Source organism: Ruegeria sp. C9, assembly GCF_056537585.1.
Genome location: NZ_JBQFRU010000001.1, coordinates 701,975 through 722,217, shown reverse-complemented (window position 1 = coordinate 722,217; position 20,243 = coordinate 701,975). Strand labels below are relative to the sequence as shown.

General features: G+C 55.4%; 12 protein-coding genes. 7 read left to right on the top strand and 5 right to left on the bottom strand.

Features of this window, described 5'->3' with window-relative positions; genetic code table 11:
• Nucleotides 1-131: 131 nt before the first annotated feature.
• Both ACR0NE_RS03220 and ACR0NE_RS03215 read left to right on the top strand, forming a co-directional pair.
• Complete coding sequence (locus tag ACR0NE_RS03220; RefSeq protein ID WP_170394562.1) at nucleotides 132-1,871, top strand: type I secretion system permease/ATPase; 1,740 nt, start codon at nucleotides 132-134, stop codon at nucleotides 1,869-1,871.
• Entirely contained in the window at nucleotides 1,871-3,178 is a 1,308-nt protein-coding gene (locus tag ACR0NE_RS03215; protein ID WP_170596140.1) for an HlyD family type I secretion periplasmic adaptor subunit, read from the top strand. The genes ACR0NE_RS03220 and ACR0NE_RS03215 overlap by 1 nt, the downstream gene beginning before the upstream one ends.
• A 20-nt stretch (nucleotides 3,179-3,198) precedes the next feature.
• On the opposite strand, the gene ACR0NE_RS03210 is transcribed toward ACR0NE_RS03215, so the two are convergent.
• Nucleotides 3,199-5,112: a M10 family metallopeptidase C-terminal domain-containing protein gene (locus tag ACR0NE_RS03210; protein ID WP_480459532.1), complete on the bottom strand. Its 1,914-nt coding sequence runs from the start codon at nucleotides 5,110-5,112 to the stop codon at nucleotides 3,199-3,201.
• Between the two features lie 349 nt (nucleotides 5,113-5,461).
• Between ACR0NE_RS03210 and ACR0NE_RS03205 the strand changes: the two genes are divergently transcribed.
• The 5 genes from ACR0NE_RS03205 (at nucleotide 5,462) to ACR0NE_RS03185 (ending at nucleotide 14,160) form a co-directional block, all read left to right on the top strand.
• The gene (locus ACR0NE_RS03205; protein ID WP_170596144.1) at nucleotides 5,462-9,316 is read left to right on the top strand and encodes an Ig-like domain-containing protein; all 3,855 of its coding nucleotides are present in this window, start codon (nucleotides 5,462-5,464) and stop codon (nucleotides 9,314-9,316) included.
• Nucleotides 9,317-9,380: 64 nt separating this feature from the next.
• Nucleotides 9,381-10,187, top strand: a complete 807-nt coding sequence (locus ACR0NE_RS03200) for a SapC family protein (protein ID WP_170596146.1) — start codon at nucleotides 9,381-9,383, stop codon at nucleotides 10,185-10,187.
• Nucleotides 10,188-10,554: 367 nt separating this feature from the next.
• Nucleotides 10,555-10,737, top strand: coding sequence for a hypothetical protein (locus tag ACR0NE_RS03195; protein ID WP_170596148.1), 183 nt, complete (start codon nucleotides 10,555-10,557; stop codon nucleotides 10,735-10,737).
• Nucleotides 10,734-12,866 (top strand): type I secretion system permease/ATPase, encoded by a 2,133-nt coding sequence (locus tag ACR0NE_RS03190; RefSeq protein ID WP_170596150.1) that lies wholly within the window; start codon nucleotides 10,734-10,736, stop codon nucleotides 12,864-12,866. The genes ACR0NE_RS03195 and ACR0NE_RS03190 overlap by 4 nt, the downstream gene beginning before the upstream one ends.
• Nucleotides 12,850-14,160 (top strand): HlyD family type I secretion periplasmic adaptor subunit, encoded by a 1,311-nt coding sequence (locus ACR0NE_RS03185; RefSeq protein WP_170596152.1) that lies wholly within the window; start codon nucleotides 12,850-12,852, stop codon nucleotides 14,158-14,160. The genes ACR0NE_RS03190 and ACR0NE_RS03185 overlap by 17 nt, the downstream gene beginning before the upstream one ends.
• 74 nt (nucleotides 14,161-14,234) lie before the next feature.
• Here ACR0NE_RS03185 and ACR0NE_RS03180 read toward each other — a convergent pair whose 3' ends face one another.
• The 4 genes from ACR0NE_RS03180 to aspT all read right to left on the bottom strand — a co-directional run bounded on the left by ACR0NE_RS03180 (nucleotide 14,235) and on the right by aspT (nucleotide 20,214).
• Nucleotides 14,235-14,936: a response regulator transcription factor gene (locus ACR0NE_RS03180; protein ID WP_170394537.1), complete on the bottom strand. Its 702-nt coding sequence runs from the start codon at nucleotides 14,934-14,936 to the stop codon at nucleotides 14,235-14,237.
• Nucleotides 14,937-16,802 carry a PAS-domain containing protein gene (locus ACR0NE_RS03175; RefSeq protein WP_480459564.1) on the bottom strand — a complete coding sequence of 622 codons (1,866 nt, stop codon included), beginning with the start codon at nucleotides 16,800-16,802 and terminating at the stop codon, nucleotides 14,937-14,939.
• Between the two features lie 91 nt (nucleotides 16,803-16,893).
• On the bottom strand, nucleotides 16,894-18,510 hold the full coding sequence (locus tag ACR0NE_RS03170) for a bifunctional aspartate transaminase/aspartate 4-decarboxylase (protein ID WP_170596156.1): 1,617 nt from the start codon (nucleotides 18,508-18,510) through the stop codon (nucleotides 16,894-16,896).
• A gap of 18 nt (nucleotides 18,511-18,528) precedes the next feature.
• Nucleotides 18,529-20,214, bottom strand: a complete 1,686-nt coding sequence (aspT, locus tag ACR0NE_RS03165; protein WP_170407834.1) for an aspartate-alanine antiporter — start codon at nucleotides 20,212-20,214, stop codon at nucleotides 18,529-18,531.
• Between the last annotated feature and the right edge of the window lie 29 nt (nucleotides 20,215-20,243).

Genomic DNA, 20,243 nt, shown 5'->3' with positions numbered 1-20,243 from the left:
CGGCGCCTGAAACGCGCGTTGTTCCGGTGCAGGTAGGCAGATATAGTTACGGGAAATGTCAGGCCGCCTTCGGGTACAGGAAGATTGGCTGTTGACGAGTTCCAATTGTGAGCAATCAAGGGCCAAAACGCGTGAGCTTGAAAAACCGCAACACCCCGCCTCAGCGCCATGAGCTGCGAAAGGTGCGTAATCAGGGGAACAGTTTCCTGGCGCTTGCCTTCATTTTCAGCGTTTTTGTCAATCTGCTTATGCTGACCGGACCGCTGTTCATGCTGCAAGTGTATGATCGGGTCCTTGGGTCACGCTCGGTCGAGACTTTATCAGCGCTATTTCTGCTTGTCGCGCTGCTTTATGCGCTGATGGCGATGTTGGACTATGCGCGCGGCCGAATTGTGGCTCGGTTCGGAGCGCGATTTCAATCAGCACTCGATGAACGCGTGTTTGAAGGGACCATGCGACGCGCATTGTTCCCACAGGTTCGATCAGCACCTGCGACTGCATTGCGAGATCTAGAATCGATCCGTGCATTATGTGCCTCGCCCGTTTTGTTGGCGGTAATGGACATCCCTTGGACTCCAATCTTTGTGGCTGCAATTTTCCTGTTCCACCCGTTGCTAGGCTGGTTGGCCGTCGCAGGCGGAACGCTTCTGGTTGTTATCGCCCTACTAAACCAAGCGTTGACCCATCGCAAAGTGGCAGATGCTCAAATCGCCTCTGCCAAAGCAAATGCATTTTCTGAACACGCCAGACAAGCTGCCGAGGTCGTCAGATCTCAGGGCATGCAGGAAGATGTCTCAAAACGCTGGTTGAACCAACGCACCGAGGCGCTTTCTCAATCCATATCCGCAAGCGACTGGACCGGCAGCTTTACTTCGTTAACTAAGTCTCTGCGGCTGTTTTTGCAATCCGCCATGCTGGCGCTTGGCGCGTTGCTGGTTCTGCGCAACGAAATGACGCCCGGCGCTATGATTGCTGGCACGATCCTTCTGGGTCGCGCTTTGGCTCCGGTCGAAATGGCGGTGGGTCAATGGTCGATGATCGAACGCGCGCGCACGGCATGGATTAACCTGAACACATTTCTTGATTCAACGCCCCCCGAGGCGTCGCGCACCAAATTGCCCGTTCCGAAAGCACATCTTGTCGCAAAGGGCCTGACGGTGATCCCTCCGGGCGCGAAGACACCGACACTACGGAATGCGGCACTTGAGTTGCGCCCCGGCACAGCTCTGGGTGTGATTGGTAAAAGTGGGTCTGGCAAAACGACCCTAGCCAAAGCGTTGTTGGGCCTTTGGCAACCGGCGGCAGGGGAAATCCGTTTGGCCGGCGCTACACTTGATCAATACGACCCTGATGATCTTGGGCAACATATTGGCTATTTGCCCCAGCAAGTGACCCTCTTTAACGGAACGGTTGCTGAAAACATCGCCCGGATGTCACAAACCCCTGATCCCGAAGCTGTAGTTGCCGCAGCGAAAACAGCCAATGCGCATGAGCTGATTCTGGGGCTTGAGAAAGGATACGATACGTTCCTTGAGGGCAATGACAGCCAGCTTTCCGGTGGGCAGAAACAGCGGATCGCATTGGCGCGCGCTCTCTATGGTAATCCGGTATTGTTGATATTGGATGAGCCAAACTCGGCCCTGGATGCAGACGGAACCCTCGCCCTGAACAACGCGGTCCGCGAGCTCAAGAGCGCGGGCAAATCCACGATTATCATGACGCACCGGCCTCAAGCGATCTCGGAATGCGACGATCTTGTCGTTGTCGAGAAAGGCCAGATCGTCAAATCCGGTGGGCGCGATGAAGTTTTGAACACGATGGTCCAAAACGCCAACGTTATCAAAAGGCACCTGAACAAGGTGGGTGAATAATGGCAGACAAGAGTTCACGTCCCGTTTGGAGTATTAAAGCGCCCGCTTTTGTCGGCCTTTTGGCTCTGGCAGCTTTGATCCTGGGACTGGGATTATGGAGCGTCCGCACTGAGCTGGCCGGTGCTATTATCTCGCAAGGTGTGATCGAAGTTCAGAGCAATCGTCAGGTCATCGAACACCCCGATGGTGGCGTTGTAGGCGAGATATTCGTACGTGACGGTGATGCAGTGGCGCGTGGGGACATGATGCTGCGGCTCGACGATACGTTTTTGGCCTCGGAACAAACGATCGTGGAATCTCAGCTATTTGAGTTACTTGCCCGAAAGACCCGGCTAGAGGCTGAACGGGATGGTGCGAACGCAGATACGTTGAAGAAAAATCTGCAAGAGCTCAAAACCCGCGAATCGATCGACGACGATCTGTTGGAAGGCCAACAACGTCTGTTCAACGCCAGGTTGGAAACGCTGACCCAGCAGATCGACCAGCTTGGGAAACAGAAGATACAGATCCAGAACGAGATTGAGGGGACGCAGGCGCAATTGGCGTCACTGAATACTCAGGTCGAATTGATCAGAACGGAGCTCGAAGATCAGCAAGGTTTGCTTGATCGCGGCCTGACACAGGCCAGCCGCGTTTCTGCATTGCAGCGGGAAGAGGCAAATCTAACAGGGCAAATCGGCAGCCTCGAATCCACAGTTGCGCGACTGACAGGCCAGATCGCCACGACCGAGATTCAAATTGTTGAATTGCAGGCCACGCGGCGCGAAGAAGCCATCACCGAGCTTCGGGATGTGCAGTCTCGCGTTGTAGAACTGGCAGAACGTCGTCTTTCCCTTTCCGAGCGTTTGTCGCGTCTAGACATCCGTGCACCCGTCGCTGGCACAGTTTACGACAGTCAGGTTTTTGCCATCCAGTCTGTGATCCAGCCGGGTGAGCCGATGATGTATGTAGTGCCGCAGGATACGCCCTTGTTGGTCGCAGCACGGGTGGATGCGTTGCATGTGGATCAGTTGCATCGCGGACAGGAAGTCGCCCTGCGCTTTCCCGCATTCAATCAACGCGACACGCCCGAGCTGAATGGCCGTGTGATCAATGTCTCAGCAGATTCATTCACAGATGAGACAAGCGGCTTTACCTTCTACCGTGCTGAAGTTGTGCCTGACGAAGGACAACTGGACCGTTTGAATGGCCAGGAACTGTTGCCGGGTATGCCTGTCGAAGCCATGATCAAAACTGATGAACGCACTCCGCTTTCTTACCTGGTCAAACCCTTGGCAGATTACTTCTACCGCGCGTTTCGAGAATAGCACCGGTCACGCAGTCTCATTCAAACTGCCTCGATATTGCCAAGCAGTATTGAGGTCATGTCGACCGACAGATCACTATCAACAATTGTGACCTCTGCTCCGGTTTCGTAGGTGACGTTGCTGCGTGAAATTCCGGATAGATCCGCATTTGCATCCAGAAAAACCCACTCAGCGTTGTGCGCAGAAGGCTGGCCTACTGCAACCTGAAGAATTGCCAGTGCATCCAACGCGTTTACCGATCCATCCCGGGTGATATCGGCCGCAATGTAATTTTCGACCGTTGCCGGACCCCATGTGGGATCAAGTCCAACCGACATGCGCAAAACCTGCAATGCATCCAGCGCTGTTATCTCGCTGCTTGCCGTTGAATACGATTTAATGATGTCCAATTGGCCGGAAAACGCGCCGTCTGGTAGATCCAGATCAAATTCACCTTGTGCATTTGCCTGCGCAACAACTGCAGACCCTCCGTCTGGGGTGAACCGGATTTCAGCATTTCCCAACGCTGCGTTTGGAGTCGTCGAATTCAGCGTGAACCCACCAGCTACCCCGTCTGATGAGTTGTTATCCGGCCCGCTACCCAAATTGACAGGAATATGATCGGGACCCCCAAACCCTGCGCCGAATACCTGCTCAGTTGTCAGGGACGTGCCATTAGCTGAAACAAGTTCTATCGTTTCGTCGCGATAAGCGATTTGGGCGCCTTGAGCGGTGGAAGTGAAATCCAACTGCGCTGGGGTGCGCAGAAAAGGATAATCGGTCAGATCCAAACGATCGGTGCCAGCCTGAAAGTCCGTGATCAAAGTCGGGCCGCTTGTTTGACGGATCACAAAGATGTCCGCGCCAGCACCACCCGTCATGGTCGTGGAACTGGTGCCCGTAATCAGCATATCGTCCCCTGCTCCGCCGTCCAGAATAGTGTCCAGTATGCCGCCTTTTAGCATGTCGTCCTGCGCGGTCCCGGTTACTGTTCCGAATCCTTCGGCAACAATTCCAAGGTCGGCAATCGATATACTCAGCTGAGTGAGCCCTGCATCGTGTTGAGATGATACAAATATCTGCAGTTCATCCCCCATATGCGCAACGCTGATCGTTTGAACATTTTGCAATCCACTGTCCAGGGTATCAGCAAAACTATCCATATGGATGAGCTGCCCGTCCGGCGTCATTGTAAACAGCGTGATCCCATCATCCCCGCCCCCAGCCACCACGAAAACCCGACCATCAACCTCAAGGACTGAAAGATCCTGTACGGCCCCAAACCGGGTATGCAGGGTGTCCAGAATATGATCCGTCGGTTTTAACTGCCCGCTGGCGCCCAATTCCATAACGCTTAGCGAATTGCTTTGCGATCCGGCCATAACAATCCATGACTTTCCATAGGCTTGAATTGTCTCAACCGCCGTAGGAGAACTGATGCCCAGCGTTTGGATATCGTCATTACCGGCAACCTCAGAGAGCACGCCACTGCCTTGATCGATCGAATATGACGAGATTGTTCCACTGGTTGCATCTGCGCCGACAATGAAATGATTCGACCCCGATTGCAGGGTCTGAAGCGTACTGGCAGACGCGTTGATGCTATGCGCCGGGCTCAGCGATCCATCACCATTGATACTATAGGTGCCGATCTGGCCTGTGTCCTCATGCGCAAGCGCAAGCAAGTCGCCAGCCCCAATCGTTACCTGGACCGCTGCAGCGATATCCCCGCCGCCCGACAAGGCATTGGTTTCTTGCAAGGCACCGATAGTGCCATCCGCGTTTAGTTCATAACCCACAAGCCCTGTGGCAGTATCGACGTCGAGGACCAGTTGATCATTGCCCGCCAGATGAATCGGGGTTCCGCTGTGCCCGACCTGATGGGCAATCGAGGCATCGAAATATTGTTGGTCCTGTTCTTGTGGGCCAGCCCCCTCCACAAGGCGCCAAGACACGAGCCCTCCCCCGGATCCGCTCGTGCTGTAAAGATACGTTTCCCCGTTAAACGTTTTTAAAGCCGTATCGCCGATACCTGAATCGAGCGCTGCGGTCCCCGTTGCCACCACTCTTTCGAACTGAAGCATCATCGCCCGTTACCCCCTGCCACCCCTGGCAACACATACAGGATGAAGCGATGTTCGGTTCTGAACCAGAACAGAAATGTGGTGAAAACAAGGACTTCAGTTCCAGATTAACTCAAATTTTTCGCAGCGGTCGAATGGCTCAGAAGATCAAACCACAGACCAGATCGGCCGAAAACAGCATATCACGCAACGACCAGCGTCCATCTAATGAGAGGGCAAAATGACCAAAGATACCGTTTCGACCAATAAATCGACCACGGACGCCGGGCCCGATGCGCAACGTACGCGCCATATCCGCAAATGGTTCGACAAAAAACTTCAGCGATGGGTAGGACGCGGGGTTGCTGGCGGCCTTGGCTCGACACTATTCGCATTACCAGCTCTTGCGCAGGCCACCGATGAACAGCTTGCGTCTCATCAGTTTGCTGAGTCAATTCCGGGCGTTCGGGTGGCAAAGCTGCTTTCGAATGGCGACGTGCAGCTGAAACTGACAGATGGGCGGACGATTGTTGTCTCTGCCGAGAACGTACAGATTCTGGAAAACGGCACCATAATGGTTGCAGATGAAATCGTCGGCGAAATTGCACAATTAGGTCTAGCCGCAGAGGCCGCAGGTGCGACCGCAGCGACCGCAGGTGGCGTAAGCGGTGCCGGGCTGGCCTTGGGCGGGTTGGGAATAGCCGGTGCTGCAGCTGCCGGTGGCGGAGGCGGCGGCGGTGGAGACAGCGACGATGAAACTGATGCCGAACCCACCGTTACCCCCTCACCTCCTCGACCGCCCAGCCTGAACCTGGCTGAGCTGCAATCAAACGCATTGGGCAATCTCAGCAGCCAAACAACAGCGCCGGATGGAACAACGACTGTCGAAGTTACCATCGGATCGGTGACAAAATCAGTCACTCCTGCAGGCGACGGAAGCTGGAGCGTTTCACTGACGCAGGCCGAGGCAGCGGCCCTGCCTCAGGGGATCTCGGATGTTTCCGTGCGCCATCTGGATGGTAGCGGGATGGAGCTATCGGCTGAAACCGCAAGGTTCGACGTTGATACCATTCCGCCGGTCCTGACCATCGATACATTCTCGGCGGGTGCGGTAATGAATGCTGCAGAACAAGGTACAAATCTCGAAATCTCTGGCACAACGGATGCCGAGAATGGGCAGACCGTAACGGTAGCGATTGGTGGGCAATCCTATAGTGGCACCGTTTCGGGCGGCGGCTGGAGCGTTTCGGTGCCCGCTTCAGATCTTACCACGCTGCCAGACGGGTCAAGCGTCACGGTGACGGCTGATGTATCGGATCGCGCTGGGAACCCAGCAGCTCAGGCCAATGGAAGTTTTGACACTGATCTGACCGCGCCTGATCTGACACTAAACCCAGTGGGTGGCGGTTCAATAGATCTGGCCAATGTCGTTGGGGATCTTGTCTTGTCGGGTACGACCACAGCTGAAAACGGCCAGGCGGTCAATGTATCTTTCGACGGTCAGGATTACACGGGGTCTGTATCGGGCGGCAGTTGGTCAGTGACGATCCCGAATGCCGATTTGTCTGGTTTGACTACCGGTGTGCCCGCATCCGTTTCAGTTGCCGTCAGCGACACAGCAGGCAATTCGGCAACACCGATATCGGTATCCGTTCCGGTCGATCTCACGGGCCCATCAATTGCAATCACTCCCTTGTCGGTCGGGGCTATCCTGAATGCGGTCGAAACCGGATCTGACCTGGTCGTAAGCGGGACAACAGGGAACGTAACCGACGGGCAGCAGGTAACAGTAACCCTTGATGGGCAGACTTATACCGACTCGGTCTCGGGCGGCAGTTGGAGTGTGACAATCCCCAGCGCCGATCTCATAGCGCTTGCCGATGGTGGAGACTTCAATATCACGGGCGACGTGACGGACGCCGACGGCCTTGTCGCCCCGCAAGTCAGCGTCAACTTATCCAAAGATGTCACCGCCCCAACTCTGAGTATCGACAGTTTTTCGGGCGGAGCGGTTTTGAATGCTGCGGAACGTGGTACGGACTTGACCATTACGGGCACTACATCCGCCGAAGATGGTCAGACAATCACCGTAAATCTGAACGGCCAATCCTACACTGGACAGGCCTCAACCGGGGGGTGGTCGGTGAGTGTCCCCTCGGCGGATTTGGCGGCGCTACCCGATGGAGCTACGATCAGCGTGATAGCGGATGTATCGGATGCCGCCGGCAATCCGGCGATACAGGCGACCAACAGCTTTGACACGGACTTCTCCGCCCCGTCGCTCGCCATATCATCACTGTCAGATGGAGCAGTAGTCAACCTGACCGAACAAGCAACGGATCTGGTGGTCTCGGGAACTTCTGATGCGGCCAATGGTACGCAAGTTTCGGTACAGATCATCCAATCCGGAGGTGCGGTTCTGACCGGCGGAACCGCCACTGTAAATGGTGGCATCTGGACATTCACAGCGGCTGCTGCCGATTTGAGCAGCCTGCAGGACGGGCAAACGTATGACGTGAACGCCTCAATCACGGATGCGGCTGGCAACACGAATGCTGCGACGACCAGTTTCAGCACCGACCTCAGCGCACCAACAATTGCATTGAACCCGCTTTCGGTTGGATCGGTTCTGGATATCGTTGAACAGGTAACAGACCTCAATGTGTCGGGGACAACAAATGCCGAGGACGGGCAGATTGTAACGATTAGCCTTAATAGTCAGACCTACAGTGCGGTGGTTTCTGGTGGCTTGTGGAGCACAAGCATTCCTTCGGCGGATTTGGCCAGTTTGGCCGATGGAGGCAATTTTGCGGTCACGGCATCGGTTCAAGACGCCGCAGGAAACCCGGCAACCGATGCGACAACCATGTTGGCCACGGATTTCAAACCTATCCTCTACATCAATGATGTGGGTGCCAATAGTGCCGTGTCGCTGATCGATGCACAAAACACTGGAATGACCGTATCAGGCAGTTCCGCAGGCCTGTCTGCCGGACAAGCGGTCGATGTCACGCTTAACTCGGTCTCGCTTGGTTCGGCCACAGTTGCAGCCGATGGGAGCTGGACCCTGTCCGCGCCTGCTGCAAGCTTTGCCTCGATTGAAGCGGGAGACGCCCTCGATTTCGCGGCACAGGCGACAGTCGCAGGCGGCCCCGATCCTGATCCGGTGTCCGAACAGGCAATTGCTCATGTTCCGGCGGCCTACACCATCGTTGAAGCCGGTCGCAGCGGAACGACAGTGACGTTCGAGGTCTACGCAGATTCCGATCGCGATATCTCAAGCGGTCTGGCCTTTACCGCCGAGCTGGGGTTCGATCCTACGGCGGCGACCTACGATAGCGGCTCCGAGACAGAAAACCCTGACTTCAATCTCTTTCTGGCTAACCCGAATGGAGGTTCCGCAATCAGTTTCGCGGGCGCGGCCACGAGCTATGGGGATTTATCGCAGCCTGTGGTGACATTTACTATGACAGTTCAGGACGCGAACCAACCCATCGTCTTGACGTTGACCACTCCAGACGGAGGGCCATCACAGCTCCATCTCGGCACCAGTGGGAATGATACCATTACGGGCTCGGATGTTGATGATGTCATCCGCGGCAACCAGGGCGACGACACCATAGATGTGTCCGGGGCGGGTCGAGACGTCATCGTTTTCGAAGCTGACCCATCTTCAAATGGCATTGATACGATCAATGGTTTCACACTGGGCCCAGCAGCCAGCGTTTCTGACGCCTTGATGTTCCAAGGGTTGAATACCACATCGCTTCGCGGCGACGGGACCGGTGTCGAGACCTTGGTGGCCGGCAGCACAATTGGTGCCAACACCGGGTTCGTCGGGCTGGAGACCACGCTTTCGGACCTTGATCTGGATACAATCACTAGCGCAGCCGAAAACCTGAATGGAGCTCAATCAGGTGATGAGATGTATCTGCTGGCAACGGACGGCACTGACAGCATTCTGGTCAAGGTTGACTACTCTGGCCCAGATTCGGCGTCGGTCGAAGCGCTTGCACAGTTCGATGGCCTTTCCGATCTGAGCAGTTTGTCCGACGACAACATCCTGATCACTGACCCAACTGGCGCTTCAGCCTAAACGGCGCTCGTAGCTTGGGGCGATGCACAAATGTAGCCTCGCCTCTTCAGAACAAGAGGATCACATGGCAGAGAACGGCCTTTTCCCAGTCAGCCTTGTACGGCGCAGGAATCGATTCTGGCGCCGGTTCACATCATACCAATTTGTTGCAGAGATGGACGCCTGTCCCATCGTCATCTCAGAAGTTCCGCAAATTGCCACATCTTTTCCGATTGTGTTCCTGTCAAACCAAACAGGTTTTTCTCCCGTCGCACTATTCTCAGTCATCCCGGAAATGGCACCGCCCTTCGTCGACCAAAACGGTCGCTGGCTTGCGCCTTATGTGCCCTCAGCGTTGCGTTGCTTTCCATTCCAGGCAGAAGCTATGAAAAAGGGCGACTCTCGGTCACGTCTGTTTGTCGACGAGGATTCAGGGTTGGTTACACATGACCCTAAAGACCAACCATTTTTTACAGTGGACGGACTTTTGACGCAGGATCTCTGCGGTGTGCGCCGCTTTCTGCAAAATCGCCTGGCTTCGGCAAACAAAACGGACCAAGTCTGCTCTTTGATCGCTGAGATGGGTCTGCTTGTACCACTGGACGAACAGAATGGCATCACATTGACCAAGGGTTACTGGGGCGTTGACCCAATTCTGCTGGAACGATTGCCCGAGTCTAATAAATTGGCCCTGCTTTCCAGCGGCGCGCTACGGCTGATTCACGCTCATCAAGTATCCCTGTCGCATTGCATGTGGCTGTCCAGTGCGCAGAGCCAATCAGGCACGAGGAGTTCAGAACACAACGACACCTTTGGCGGATTCATGACTGCACTTGCTGAAGAGGTTCGGCACGGACAATGCAAGGAGGGCGCGATCCATGCAATGGGTTAAGTTCGGGCTTGGAATCCTTGGCATAACAGCGGGGTTACTGTCAGTTTCAGCCTGCACCTCAACGCCCAACCTTGCCGATGTCGAGACACCTTTAACGCGAGGAACGACCGGAGCAAGCGCAACAGCGCGATCAAAAGAACTTTCAAAGAACGCTTTTGACCAACAAGTGCGACAGGCTGTTCAGAGCAGTTCGATTGTGGCACGAAGTGGGTCCAAAACAAGGACAATCCAAGCTTACCAGAATGCCGCTGGCGGTGCATTTTTGGCTCAGGCTTTATTGGGGTTGATAGCACGGCCCGTTCAGACGAACTCCATTAGTAGTGAAGTGCCGTCTTACTTGCGGGTATCAAACGGTCATGAATCTAGAATGGGTGTATTGACCGCGAAATCCCGAGTGTCGGGTAAGAAACGCAACGACATGCAGCTACGGGAACGGCTGATTCTGGCAGAACAGAACTTCGCTTTGGCCAATTACGCCTCATTGAGCCTAACTGAGCGCATTCTGGATTTTCCGAGGTTCACGATGGACGCGCTGGATAAGTCGCTATGAATGTTGATCGTGCAACTCTGACCGAACTGGAAGCTTGCTTGTTGAATGTCGCGGCGACACTTGAGCGACCGTTGACAGTGGCAGCACTGAACGCCTGCCAATCTGGTGATACAGGTGAGTTGACCGCGCGCGATGCGATGCACGCGGCACAACGAGCAGGCCTGCAGGTCGGGTTTGGTGCGCGAAAGCTGTCGGCATTTGATGCATCGCTGGCACCTGCGATCTTGTTGTTGGAAGGCGATCGCGCCGTTGTGTACCACGGGCGCACGCGCAATGGCGATCTATTGCTTTACGACCCCGCTTTGGATGACGGTATCGGAGAGGTTCCCGAAAGCGGCGTGGGCGAAGTCTACACGGGCTATGCATTGTTGTTTCGACCCTTGCACCGCGACGAGGTTAACGCAGATCAAGCGGATCAGCGGGGTCATTGGTTCTGGTCGGCACTTTCCGCAAACCGCTGGTCTTACGTTCAGGTGGCGCTGGCTGCGGCGATGGCAAACGTTCTGGGGCTTACGACCTCAGTCTTTATCATGATCGTCTACGACCGGGTTTTGCCCAACGAGGCGACCGAGTCGCTGATAGCTTTGACGCTTGGCGTGGGGTTGGCGCTTCTTTTTGACTTCGCGCTGAAGCTCCTTCGCGCGGGGTTCATAGATCGCGCCGGCCAGAATGCTGACATGTCCATGGGACGGCGAGTATTTGACCAGGTGCTGAATATTCGCATGTCGTCCCGAACGGGCTCAACGGGTGCAATGGCCAGTACCATCCGCGAATTCGAAACTTTGCGTGAATTCTTCACTTCTGCCACACTCGTCGCTGTCGTAGACTTGCCATTCATCGCGGTATTCATATTCGCGATCTATATGGTGGGCGGCCCGCTGGCGCTTGTTCCAGCACTCGCTGTACCAGTCGTTCTTCTCAGCGGACTGGCTGTTCAACCGATCCTGTCGCGTCTTGCTGAACAAAGTTTTGCAGACGGACAATCCAAGCAATCTGTTCTGGTTGAGGCTGTATCAGGCTTGGAAACCATCAAGACAACCGCCGCCAGTCGGCAGATGCGAATGCGGTGGGAAGGTGCAATTGCACGCCAGTCAAACTACGGATCACGCAGCAGGGCCGTTACTCAATTTGCCCTGAACCTAACTGGATTTACTCAGCAGGCCGCGCAAGTTCTTATCGTCTTTTATGGTGTATTTCTGATCACGGATGGCCAGACGAGCATGGGGGCACTTGTTGCGTCGGTGATGCTGACCGGCCGTGCCCTGGCACCGCTGGGACAATTGGCGCAAACCCTGACACGTGTCAATCAGGCACGCAGTGCCTACCGCAATCTGGACACGTTAATGCAGGCGAGCAATGAGCGGCCTGAAGGCAAATCTTGGATCAGCAGATCCGAGTTTTCCGGGCGGATAACGTTTAACAATGTTCATTTCGCATATCCTGATCAAACGGAAGACGCGATGAAAGGTGTTTCATTTACAATCGAACCCGGTGAAAAAGTCGCTGTCCTGGGCCAGATTGGGTCGGGCAAGAGTACGATTGCGCGACTGCTGTTGGGCCTCTACCAACCGCGCGTGGGCTCGGTGATGTTGGACGGGCTGGACATTCGCCAGATTGATCCCGGCGACTTGCGGCGAAATATTGGTTCAGTCTTGCAAGACATCTGGCTGTTTTCCGGTACCGTCCGGGAAAACATTGCCAGCGGGTCGGTGCGCCCGCGTGATGATGAACTGATCCGTGCAGGGCGCATTGCAGGTGTCGAAGATTTTATCGCGCGGCACCCACGGGGCTATGATCAGCCTGTAGCCGAACGAGGAGAAGGATTGTCAGGTGGTCAAAGGCAGGCGATTGCATTGGCCCGGGCGCTTATCGGGCATCCTCCTGTCCTGCTGCTGGATGAGCCTACGAGTGCGATGGACGTCAAATCCGAATCCGAAATTATACGCCGCCTTAAAAAGACCACGCCAGATACCACGATGATCATTGTGACGCACCGAACCAGCCTGCTGGAACTGGTTGATCGGGTCATAGTGATTGAGGATGGCAAAATTGCGATGGATGGACCCAAAAACATCCTGACGCAGACAGTTCGCAAACCCGGGAGGCATCTGAATGTCGCGGCATCCTGATCTGGAAAGCCTCGCCTGTGAAATGCGTGGCGGGTCACCGCTGCGGGGATCATTGCTGCTGCTCCTGATACTCAGTTGTTTGATAAGCGCCGTCGCCTGGGCTCATTTAACTGAACTCGACGATGTCGTGAGGGCAGATGGGCGTATCGTGCCATCCGGCGATATTCAGGTGATCGAAGCGACCGAACCCGGTGTTTTGCGGTCCGTTCACGTGCGCGAGGGTCTGGTGGTTGAGGCTGGTACATTGCTGATGGAGCTGAATACTACTCAGATCGAACGAGAGTTGAGCCAAGAGCAACAGCGTGCCTTTGGTTTGATGGCCCGCGCACAACGACTACGTGCCGAAATCGATGGGGCTGAGCTTGAGTTCGACGACGATCTTCTGACTGGCGCGCCAGATGTCGTGCGGTCGGAGACTGCGCTGTACCACGGTCGGCAAGCAGAACTTGAAGCTGAGATTGCAATTCTCTCTCGACAGCGCGAACAGCGGCAACGCGAGTACGAAGAGGGATTGGTTGACCAGGTCACGTCAACCGAGACCCTGAATGTGTTGGCCGATGAGCGCGCTATGATGGTGCCGTTGGTCGAACAGAAGATGGAACCGGCAACAACCCTTTTGGCCCTGCGCCGCAGCGAGGCGGAATGGAAAGGCCGCAAGGTCAGAGCAGAGGCGATGATCAACCGGTTGAAGGCCGGGCTGGATGAAGTGGATGACAAGGTCCGCGCGACGCGCAGTCGGTTTCGTAGTGCCGCACTAACTGATCTGGCTTTGGTTTCGGCAGAGCTTGCCGCCTTGCAACCTGCCCTGCCCTCTTTGCGTGACCGTGCGTCTCGCGCGCTGATCCGGGCCCCCGTACGGGGTGTCGTAAACCGGATTCACCGGACGACGATCGGCGGGATGGCCCGAAGCGGTGAGGAACTGATTGAGATTGTTCCGTTGGACGACAGATTGTTGGTGGAAGCCTATGTCCGGCCCAAGGACATCGCCTTCCTGCACCCAGAGCAAAAGGTCAAAATCAAGATCACGGCCTACGATTTTTCGCGGTACGGCAGTCTGGATGGTGAGATCGTTCGAATCGGTGCCGACACCATCACTCGCTCGGAACGAAGTGAAGAAGAGGTTTTCGTCGTCGAAATTCAGACGTCAGACACGATGTTGGATGCGGGTGGTACAGCGGTTGAAATCATCCCAGGAATGATCGCTCAGGTCGATATTCTGTCAGGCCGAAAGTCAGTTCTGGATTATCTGATCCAACCTGTTCTGAAGATAAAAGACGAGGCGCTGCGCGATTGAAGAGAACGACAGATGGGCAGCAGATAGCAAAGCACCAGCCGATAGACATCTTAGGCGTCGGGGGGGACCGACGACTAAGACCAGGTCACGTCACCAAGAAAGATATATCCCGCACCATATATCGTTTTAATAAGGCGCGGGTTTTTGGGATCTTCGCCCAGCTTCGTTCGCAAGCGGGAAATCCGAACATCCATAGCGCGGTCAAAGCTGTCACCTGCCCCGCCACCCAACATGTCCTGCATGCGCGCGCGGCTGATCAGGCGTTTGGGACTTTCAAGAAACAATCGCAGAACCTCACCTTCGGCATGACTGAAAGGTGTCTCGACGCCATCGGCATTGATCAAGACATATCGATCAAACTGTGCGGTCCAACCATTGAATTCGGCTATGTCTGAATTCGGCGTTGCTGGTCCAGTAGAGCGTAGCCGGGCGCGGACCCGAGCAATTACTTCGGCTGGATCAAATGGTTTGGTGATGTAATCATCTGCGCCAAGCTCCAATCCCGTTACCCGGTCCTGTACCTGAGCGCGGCCTGAAATGATGATGACGGCAGCACCTTGCTCAAGCGCAAGTTTGTGCACAAGTGCAAGACCGTCGGTATCCGGCAATGATAAATCCACCAAACACAGATCCGGAGTGACCCTTTTCAGCGAAGCTTCAAATTCACGGGCACGTGAAAAGCTTTGAGTTTGAAACCCGGCATCTTCCAGCGCTTCCGTTAGGATACGGCGGATTTCAGGTTCGTCATCGAGAATGGTCACCAAAGGTTGTGTCATTCAGGCGGCCTCGGTTCGGATCAACGCCGACAATTGCGACAATGTGAATGGTTTGCTTAGGACAGGTGCACGGGTCAATGCCTGATGATGTAGCGGGTCATTTAGCGGCAGCGACGTCATCAGTATACAGGGCAACGCACCATTCAGGCGGTCGACAATGTCGATCCCAGTGCCTTCGCCCTCTAGCTTAATATCTGATAGAACCAGCGCGATATCACCGATTTCCGACGTCAAGGTCAAAGCTTCATCGACCGAGCTTGCCTCGATCACCGAACACCCCAAATCGATCAGCATGTCCCGGAACTGACTGCGCAGTTCATCGCTGTCTTCAACCAACAATACGAGACCCGCTTGCGCGGACGGGGCAGGACGGTAGGGCAAACGTATCACGACCGAAGCACCAGAAGGCGTGTTGCGCAAATTAAGGTCACCGCCCGCCAGCTTTACCGTGTCGTAGACCATTGGAAGTCCCAACCCCGAGCCATCGCTGCCTTTGGTGGAAAAGAATGGGTTTAACGCCTTCTTTAATGCTTCCCCGGTAAACCCCGGGCCAGTGTCCGACACCGTGATCTCAACCCATATTGTCCCGATTGCATGCGCAGTGATCGTGATCTGGCCCGATGTGCCGCAAGCATCCCGCGCATTCAGAACCAGGTTCAGCAGTGCATCCTGAACCATGCCGGGATCGAGCATCAGCGCCTTGTCGGGTAGAGTATTGACCACCGACAACCCCATGCCCCGCGGCAAGGACGGGGTGGCAAGGATTCGCAAATCCTCAAGTAAACCGCGCATATCCGTCGCCTGAGGTTGAGGCGTGCGATTGCCGGTCATGTCTGCGATGCGATTCAGCAGTTGCCCCCCGCGTCGGGCAGTTTGTTGCGTAGCCGTGACTAGCTGATCGGCTTCCTCGGGTAGATCCATCCTCTCTAATCGCGCCTGCATGCCCAGAATAATGGTCAGCAAATTAGAAAAGTCATGGGCAAGCCCGCTTGTCATCTGCGCCGCCATGGCTCTGCGCCGCGTTTGCTGAAGGGCGACACGGGCTTGAGTTTCTTCGGTGATATCCACCGACATGACATAAACACCACCCGCTTTATCCGGGGTGAATGATACCCGAATGCGGCGTGAATCCTGATCTTCGGTAAACTCGAAAACCGAAGGTTGGCCTCCATAGGCCTGTTCCAGATGTGGCTTTACCCGGTCATAGGCAGATGACCCCAAAGCCTTTGATATATGAAGGCCCAGAATGTCAGACGGACGGCCGGGCATGACCGAACTGAGGCGGCGGTTTGAGTAATCGTATCGTCCATCGGCATCCAGATGCGCGATATGAGCCGGCATCATCTCGGTCGTCATCCGCGTGCGGGCCTCGATCTCGGTCAGCTGACGCTTGGCTTCTTCCAGCGCGGTGATGGTTGCCGCCAGTTTGCGGTTGGTTGCGGAAAGCTCTTCGGCATGGCTCAGAAGTTGGCCAGACAGTTCTTCTGAACGGGCACGCAGCAAATCTTCTACCCGCTTCGTGCGAGTTATGTCGGTATAGACGGCCACCCAACCCCCATTGGGCAAAGGTGCACCTTCGACCGAGATCACCTGACCATTGGGCCGTGTGCGCTCCATATAATGCGGCTCGAACGCGAGGGCCTGTGAAACGCGTAGCTCGACCATCTCGTCAACATCGCCGACCGAACCGTATTCCCCGCGGCTAGCGAGAAAATAAATTGTGTCGCGAAACAGAGCCCCCGGCTCGACAAGTTCGTTTGGCAGGTCGAACATTTCCTGAAACCGCAGGTTGCTGACAACGAGACGCAATTGGCTGTCATAAATTGACAGCGCCTGACCGATCAGGTTCAGGCCAGCCGTGGTCATCGCCTTGATGCGCTGTTCGGAAATGTCCAAATTCGTCCTCCCCTGCGCCCATGGGTATCACCAGTTCAGGCGCAGGTGTAGGGAGATTTACCTATCCGTGCAGCGGCAAATTGTTCGCGGCACGGTAGGCTTGAACATAGCCGCGTGCCACTGATCGAACGGCTGTTCCGATCTGCGAATATGCCTCGTCCGGCAGATTCGCAAAGGACACGCGAGCCGACCAGCCCGGAGCATCAAATCCGCTGCCGTTCAGTAGAACTATCCCATAGTCTTCCGCCAATTTGAACGCAATATCCAATGGGTGAACATTCTGCTTGATCCAAGCCACGACATCTTCACCGACATATTTTCGCAACCAGTATTCGAAATCGATGATACCGTAATAGGCGTCGTAATGCTCACCTGCCTGCACCTCGATGCCCATCGCTTCGGTCAGCAGTTTGAAACGGCGATGAACCAGCTCCATGCAGGCGGTCTGATAGATTTTCTTGCTGTCGACCAATTCACTGAGTGAAAACAGCGTCATCATCACCTGCTGCGGCAGCGACAGGCCTGCTGTGTGGTTCAGGGCCACATCGCGGCTATCGGCCACAAGCCGGTCGATAAAGCGAATGTCACGTGGTGTCAGGCTAAGCGTGCCATAGCGCTTGTCCAGGGACTGTTTGATCTCATCCGGATGATCCGCCAGCTTGAGATCGAAGATGTTATCTTGCGCCACGGCAATCACGCCGAGACGCCAGCCGGTGCAGCCAAAATACTTCGAGTAGGAATACACACCGATTGTGTTGCGCGGCAGATGGCCCATGACCGAGGTAAAATCGTGCACAAAGGTGCCGTAAACATCATCCGTTAGCACGATCAGATCAGGCCGGTGATTCTCCACCAAATCCGCTAGTTTGCGAAGTGACGCGGTACTGAGCGCGACCGAAGACGGATTGCCGGGATTGACTAGGAAGAACGCTTTTACATTGGGATCTTTCAACTTTTCCACTGCTTGGTCGGTCAGTTGAAAACCATCCTCTTCATCGGTTTCCACATGCACGGATTCAAGGCTGTAATCCTCCAACTCAGGCATTTCCAAGTAAGGCGTGAAGATCGGAGTGCACAGAGCTATCGTGTCACCCGGGTTCAGCAATCGGTTGGCTTTGAGCGTCTTGAAGATGTAGCACATCGCCGCCGTGCCGCCTTCGACTGCGAACAGATCGAACTGAGCGTCAGGCCGGTGGCCCCGACACATGGACCACATCAGGTATTCATGGGCAATGGTGGCATTGTGTTTCAGGATGCGGTCAGGCACCGGATAGTTATCACCGATGATCGAATCCGTCAGTTCATGCACAAACTCGTCCGCATCGAAATCAAATGCGGATATGGCATGCGCCACGAGCTCAAGCAGCGTATCGACGCCCGGCGTTTCGGAATTATCAGACGCCCAGCTTTGCAGCCGCCCATGGCAACCTTTTTGCGCCGGCATTCCGCCTAAACCAGCGGGGTGATCCATCACACGTTTGGATTCAGTTATGGCAAATTGACCAAGGGCAAAGAACGCTTCACGCGGACGGGTGGCAACCCAGTTAGGATTGCCACGCCCCGCGTTCAGGAAAGCGCTATTGGCCTTACGCGCCTCGGCCGAGGCCAGTTTGATCAGCTCATCCTTGATCTGAAACGGGCTGAGTGCTTCGTAATCGTGCAGCGTTACTCTATCCATAACGTGAACCTCTCCAAATCAGCTTAGGATCAAAACAACGACCATCCCGAAGATGGTCAATAATGTATTTCCAATCGCATACGGCATTCCGTAGCCAAGCGCCGGGATGCGACTTTGCGCGGCTTCCTGGATCATACCCAACGCCGCTGTCGTGGTGCGCGCACCTGCGCAGGCACCAAACAGAATGGCCGGGTGGAATTTGAACACGTAATGCCCGACGTAAACTGCAAAGATCATTGGTAGCGAAGTCGCGACGATTCCCCATAGCAGCAGCGCAATACCGGCCTGTTGCAGTCCCGCGACAAATCCCGGCCCTGCGGTGATCCCTATCACCGCGATAAACACGTTCAGACCCAGAGTGTTCATCAACCAAAGCGCCGGACCCGGGATGCGCCCAAAGGTCGGGTGCACCGTACGCAGCCAACCCAGCACCAGCCCAGCCAGCAGCGCGCCTCCGGTGGTGGAAAGGCTGATCGGGAAACCACCCATCATGACTGACAGTGTTCCAATGATGCCGCCGATGAAAATCCCCCAGCCTACAAAGGCCAGATCCGTGGTGTCTACCGGGCGGTCGGCATAGCCAATCTGGGCAACTGCGGCCTCGACATGACGCTTGCTACCCTGAATTGTGACGATGTCACCACGATGCACGACTGTCCCGGGTAGCAGCGGCAAATCCTGCATGTTTCGCATCAGTTTCGAGACATAAATGCCCCGCGCGATCGACAGTTTGCTTAGCTCTTCAAGCGTCTTGTTATGAACCTCTTTGCTGGTGATCAGAACATCCAGTTTTTCCGACGGTATGCTCAGCAGATCAGGCGCGTCAGCTTCTGTAAGATTGGTCTCAAGCAAACTCACCAGATCAGCGCGGCGGCCTGAGAACATCACAACATCTCCGGCCTGCAATACGGTGTTATCATCTACCTCTATGATCTTCCCGTCGCGTCTCAGGCGTTCGGCATAGATGCGGATACCGGGCATCAGATCTTTGACCGGTTGCCCTAGCAAATCGCTACCTTCTGGGATCTCAAAGGCCCGCGCCTCGATCGCGCGATATGCCGAGACGATGCCATCACCGGTTTCAACCGACGTCGTGCCACCCAGCTTAGCCTCATATTCCTTGCAGGCCGCGACCAGATCGACGCCAATCAGACGCGGGCCGATCTTGGCCAGAATGATGGCCGACCCGATTGTGCCGTAAATATAGGTCACCGCATAGGCAATCGGAATCTGGTTCGCATAGGTTTTGGCCTGTTCCGCCGACAGGCCCAGCTGGCCGATTTGGTCGGTGGCAACGCCGATCGCCGCTGAAATCGTCTGCGATCCGGCATAAAGCCCCGCGGCATAGCCAAGTTCCAGACCCGCGACCTTGGCTGCGATGATCGGGATTACAAGGCAAAGTGCGAGCACGCTGAGCGCAAAGAACACCTCGCGCGCGCCGTCTGCTTTCAGGCCGCGGATGAACTGAGGTCCGACACCGTAGCCCACAGCAAAGATGAACAAGATGAAGAAAGTCGATTTGACCGCCGAGTCGATTTCAATCTGGGCCTGCCCGATCACCACCGCCGCCAACAACGTTGCCGTGACCGTGCCCAGACTGAACCCCATCAGTTTCCAGGGACCAACGAGAAAGCCGATACCGATGGACAGGAACACCGCCAATTCAGGGTAGTTTTGAAGAATATGCACCAGCCAATCGACCATCAATCACCTCTCAATCCGCGCCTGACAGG